We start from the raw sequence: 4,815 nt of genomic DNA on the forward strand, positions 1-4,815 counted from the left end.
GCTGGTGTGAAAAGTGCCAAACCAATTGGGTCCTAACAGAAGAAATCTGAGTCTGGAATCGTCTGTGTTTGATGTTTGCTGCGGACCGACGCTTCTATCCGCAGGTTCCGAAGCCTTGTGTGTGATCAAAGGAGAACCCTGATGAAACGTATCCTGCTTTTTTTGGCCACCAATCTCGCGGTGGTGGTCGTACTTGGTATCGTCGCCAACCTTCTCGGCGTCAATCGTTTTCTGACCGGCAGCGGCCTCAATATAAGCGCGTTGCTTGGCTTCGCAGCCGTAATGGGATTCGGTGGTGCTTTCATTTCACTGTTGATATCCAAACCGATTGCCAAGTGGAGTACCGGCGCACAGGTCATCGAGCATCCGAGCAATTCCACCGAGCTTTGGCTCGTCGACTCCGTCGCGCGGCTATCCAAGGCGGCTGGCATCGGCATGCCGGAGGTGGCAATCTATGAGGGAGAGCCCAACGCGTTCGCAACGGGTGCCACCAAGAACAGTTCATTGGTGGCCGTTTCCACCGGCCTCCTGCAAAGCATGTCGCGAGAAGAGGCTGAAGCGGTACTGGCGCACGAGGTGGCGCATATCGCCAATGGCGACATGGTTACGCTGACGCTCATTCAAGGCGTGGTCAATACGTTTGTGGTGTTCATTTCACGAGTGGTTGGCTATCTGGTGGATTCCTTCCTGCGTCGCAATGACGAAGAATCAAGCGGCCCTGGCATTGTCTACATGATCACGACGGTCGTTTGCGACATCGTGTTCGGCGTGGTTGCCAGCATTATTGTTGCGTGGTTCTCACGCCAGCGCGAGTTCCGGGCTGACGCCGGAGCGGCCAGACTGATGGGCTCCGCTCGGCCGATGGTTGGGGCGCTGCGTCGGCTGGGCGGATTGAGTGCAGGAGAACTCCCGCAAAGCGTGGCGACGGCAGGGATCACCGGTCGACCGGGCTGGATGGCACTCTTTGCTAGTCACCCGCCGATTGAAGAACGAATTGCTGCGCTGAATGTCTGGAAATGAGGGGGTCCTTTTGACCTTGAATTCTTTCATCCTGGTGCTTGTGATGTTTTTGCTGCGGAGATTGATCCATCTCGATCAGTTCGATGTCAGATGCGGCTAGTTGATTCGCAGCGCCAGGGTAAAGACCGAGAACGGGAACACAATAATTCGACATGAGACCAAGCACATGAATACGCCAGATCTACGTCCACTGGTTCTCATTACTGGTGCCGCCGGCAACCTCGGGCAGACGCTGGGACGATCACTGAGCGACACCTACCGTGTGGTCGGATTGGACCGCATGGCTCAGGAAAGTCCTTTCCCGATCCTGCAGGCAGATTTTTCTTCAGCTTCGTCCATCGAGTTGGCGCTGCACAAACTGCGTGAGTCGTTCGGTGCGCGAATCGCCAGCGTGGTGCATCTGGTGGCCTATTTTGATTTCAGCAATGCCGATGATCCACGCTACAAAAGCGTCAATGTGGAGGGCACGCGGCATCTGCTGCGCGCGCTGCAGACTTTCGAGGTTGAGCAGTTTATCTATGCCAGTACGATGCTGGTCCATGCGCCATGCCGACCGGGCGAGCGCATCGACGAATGCCACCCGATCGGTCCACGCTGGGCCTACCCCAGGTCGAAGGCGGCGGCTGAAGAGGTGGTGCGCCAGGAGCACGGCGCAATCCCCTGCGTCAACCTGCGCTTAGCCGGTGTCTATGACGAGCAGTCGCTGGTGCCGACGATGGCCCAGCAGTTCGCGCGCATCTACGAGCGCGACCTGCAAAGCTACTTCTACTCTGGCAGCACCCTGGTCGGCCAGGCGATGCTGCACCGGGACGACATGCTCGATGCCTTTCGGCGCACCATCGACCGCCGCCACGCACTGCCGGGCGAAACAGCCATCCTTATCGGCGAAGCCGATGCCATCGGTTACGACGCACTGCAAGACCGCCTGGGGGCCTTGATGCACGGGATAGACGACTGGACGACCCTGCAAGTGCCCAAATCCATTGCTGCGGCCGGGCTGTGGGCCCAAACCAAGCTGGAGCCGCTCATTCCAGATGCCATCGACAAGGGCGAAGCCCCGTTTGTGCGGCCTTTCATGGCCGAAATGGCTGACGACCACTATGCACTGGACACGCGCCGCGCCCGCGAGCTGCTGGGCTGGGAGCCGCACCACAGTTTCAAGCACGAATTGCCGCGCCTGGTGCAATCCTTGAAGGACGATCCGACTGGCTGGTATCGCCGCAACGGTGTCACGCCACCGCACTGGGTGACTGCCGCCAGCGAGGCCGGCGAGGACCCGGAGACCTTGCGTCAGCGGTACAGGCAACAGTTTAACGCTGAGTTGGGCGACAACCGCTGGCCGCACTTCGTCAACATCGCTTTGGGCAGTTGGCTGTTCACCCAGCCGCTACTGATTGCCGTGCAGGAGCCCCTGCTGCGCTGGAGCGAGATGGCGCTGGGCGCCTTGCTGATGGTGTTTGCCACGGCGGCCTTGTCGCAGCGTGGCACCGCAGCGCGCTGGGTGTGCGCCGGTATCGGCGCGGTGGTCATGGCCATTCCGTTTCTTTTCCACACCGGCAACGCTGCGGCCTACCTCTCGGACACGCTGGTCGGCGCGCTGATTTTCGGCTTTGCTGTTTGCACCAAGCCCGAGCCAGGGCCTTCGGCACTGGCTGCGCTGACCGGCCCGGACATTCCGCCAGGCTGGAGCTACAACCCTTCGGCCTGGACGCAACGCCTGCCGATTATCGCCACCGCGCTGATCGGCCTGTTTGTGGCGCGCTATCTGGCCGCCTATCAACTGGGTCATATTCCGAATGTGTGGGATCCGTTCTTTGACGGCTCGGCGACCGATCCGCAGAACGGGACCGAGGAGATCATCACCTCTGCGCTATCCAAGGCATTTCCGGTCTCGGATGCAGCCCTCGGTGGCTACACCTACCTGCTGGAGATTCTTACCGGACTGGCCGGCGCCAAAGCGCGCTGGCGCACCATGCCGTGGCTGGTAGTGTTGTTCGGGCTGATGATCGCTCCGCTGGGCATCACGTCGATCTTCTTCGTCATCATCCAGCCCATCGTGATTGGCACCTGGAGCACCGTGGCACTGATCGGCGCGGTGGCAATCCTGATCCAGATTCCGTACTCACTGGACGAGTTGCTCGCGACGCTGCAGTTCTTGCGCCGCCGTGTGCAGGCGGGTCGCAATGGGCTCGCGGTGTTCTTCCGCGGCGATACCGACACGATGCCGTTCGGCTCCGAAGGTCGTGGTGCCGAAGTCGACGAGTTCGCCCAGCGGCCAGGCGCCGTTCTGCACAGCATGATGGCTGGCGGCGTGAACCTGCCATGGAACCTCGGACTCGCCGCACTCATCGGGCTGGCGTTGCTGTTTACGCGACTGTGGCCGGGTGCAGACGGTAACCTGGCGCACGCCCACCACGTGATCGGATCGCTGGTGCTTACCGTGGTGTCGATCGCCGCGGCCGAAGTCGCGCGCCCAGCGCGCTGGCTGAACGCGCTGCTGGGCGCAGGGTTGATGGCGTCGCCTTTCATGTTCGTGGGCAACATGTCCACACTGGTTTGTAGCGTGGTTGCTGGTTTTGCGCTGATGGTGCTTTCAATCCGTCGCGGGCCGGTGCGCGAACACTACGGGGCTTGGGATCGGGTGATCACCTGAAGTGAGGGGGGCTGAGAAAATCGAGGCCCAACGGAGCTTGAAATCCAAGGCTTTGGAGAACTATGGATCCAGCCCGATTGTGTTTGAATATTTTCTGGTTCATCACAGACAAGACACGGGTCTGGTTATCTCCTGTTTTCAAGACCCATTGGTCAAGCAGGCCGCTGGATCATCATCCAGACTTCACAGGGCAGTATCAAACAGCGATCAATTCCTGGCAGAAGAATCGTGATGCGGCTGTCAGCCAATATCCTGCGCTATTTGAATGGTGCCTTGGCATCGCGCCGAGCGGAAAAAACCCAACGACGCTCTTGGGGCTCGTCTCGCTCCTCGTACAAGTCCAGGCCCCATCGCTTCATGGCCTGCGCAATGACTACCGCCTCGCCGCCGGTGATATGTCCGTCCGCATATACGATATCAAGCATTGCCCTTAGGAGGTTCGCTTGTAACGCGGGACTTCGGATTTCCGCAAGCAAAAGGTCAATTGTCTGCGGATCCAAACCTAAATCGCTGGACCGGAAGTTAGCTGCGGAAATCTCCAAATCTTGGCAAAACTCCTGTGTAACTTTGGTTAGGCATGCGTGATCAAAACCCATCCGAGCAATGATCTCTGGACGCTCCAACAACTTGAGTTCACTTGGATCAATGGCACCTTCAGCCATCAGTGCCATCACAACGACACGGGCCATGGAATCTTTGCTGTCAACAGGATAGCTTCTCATTGCAACACTCCCATTTTCGGAAAAATAAGTATTTCAAACTGGGCAACGACGACTACGATATCATAATTTGACACCCCAATTGCCTGTGTTGTGGTCAGGGTGTGTAGTTCTTTTGCAGGATGCGACTCCTGCCGCCGCGTTTGACTTCGTACATGAGGCTGTCCGAATTGGCCAACAGGCGGTCAAGGTCAGGAGGCGCCTGAGCGTAACTCGCTACTCCGATGCTGAATGTCACCGGCCAATGATGATCACCCATTGCAGCCATCAGTTGGCGCTGCAAGTCGCTGACATAAACTTGCGCTGCTACGCTGTCCATCCCGGGTAGCAATAACGCAAACTCGTCGCCGCCGAGACGTACGGGAATATCGCTTAGGCGGCGTAAATAAATAAACGTATCATATGACGTGTTGAGGTGGTATT

4 protein-coding genes are annotated in these 4,815 nt (G+C 58.5%); 2 read left to right on the forward strand and 2 right to left on the reverse strand.

Going from position 1 to position 4,815, the window contains the following annotated elements; all coding sequences use genetic code 11:
* Window positions 1–141: 141 nt before the first annotated feature.
* Together htpX and ACOYNV_RS25675 are read left to right on the forward strand one after the other, a co-directional pair.
* A complete protein-coding gene (gene htpX / locus ACOYNV_RS25670) occupies window positions 142–1,020 on the forward strand; it encodes a protease HtpX (protein WP_422902655.1) in 879 nt (292 codons plus the stop codon).
* 166 nt (window positions 1,021–1,186) lie between these two features.
* Entirely contained in the window at window positions 1,187–3,673 is a 2,487-nt protein-coding gene (locus ACOYNV_RS25675; RefSeq protein ID WP_422902656.1) for an NAD-dependent epimerase/dehydratase family protein, read from the forward strand.
* 257 nt (window positions 3,674–3,930) lie between these two features.
* On the opposite strand, the gene ACOYNV_RS25680 is transcribed toward ACOYNV_RS25675, so the two are convergent.
* A complete protein-coding gene (locus ACOYNV_RS25680; protein WP_422902657.1) occupies window positions 3,931–4,395 on the reverse strand; it encodes a hypothetical protein in 465 nt (154 codons plus the stop codon).
* Between the two features lie 94 nt (window positions 4,396–4,489).
* On the reverse strand, window positions 4,490–4,815 hold a 326-nt coding region (locus tag ACOYNV_RS25685), incomplete at its 5' end, for a GGDEF domain-containing protein (protein ID WP_422902658.1).

The organism is Propionivibrio sp., from assembly GCF_049316945.1.
Taxonomy (GTDB): domain Bacteria; phylum Pseudomonadota; class Gammaproteobacteria; order Burkholderiales; family Rhodocyclaceae; genus Propionivibrio.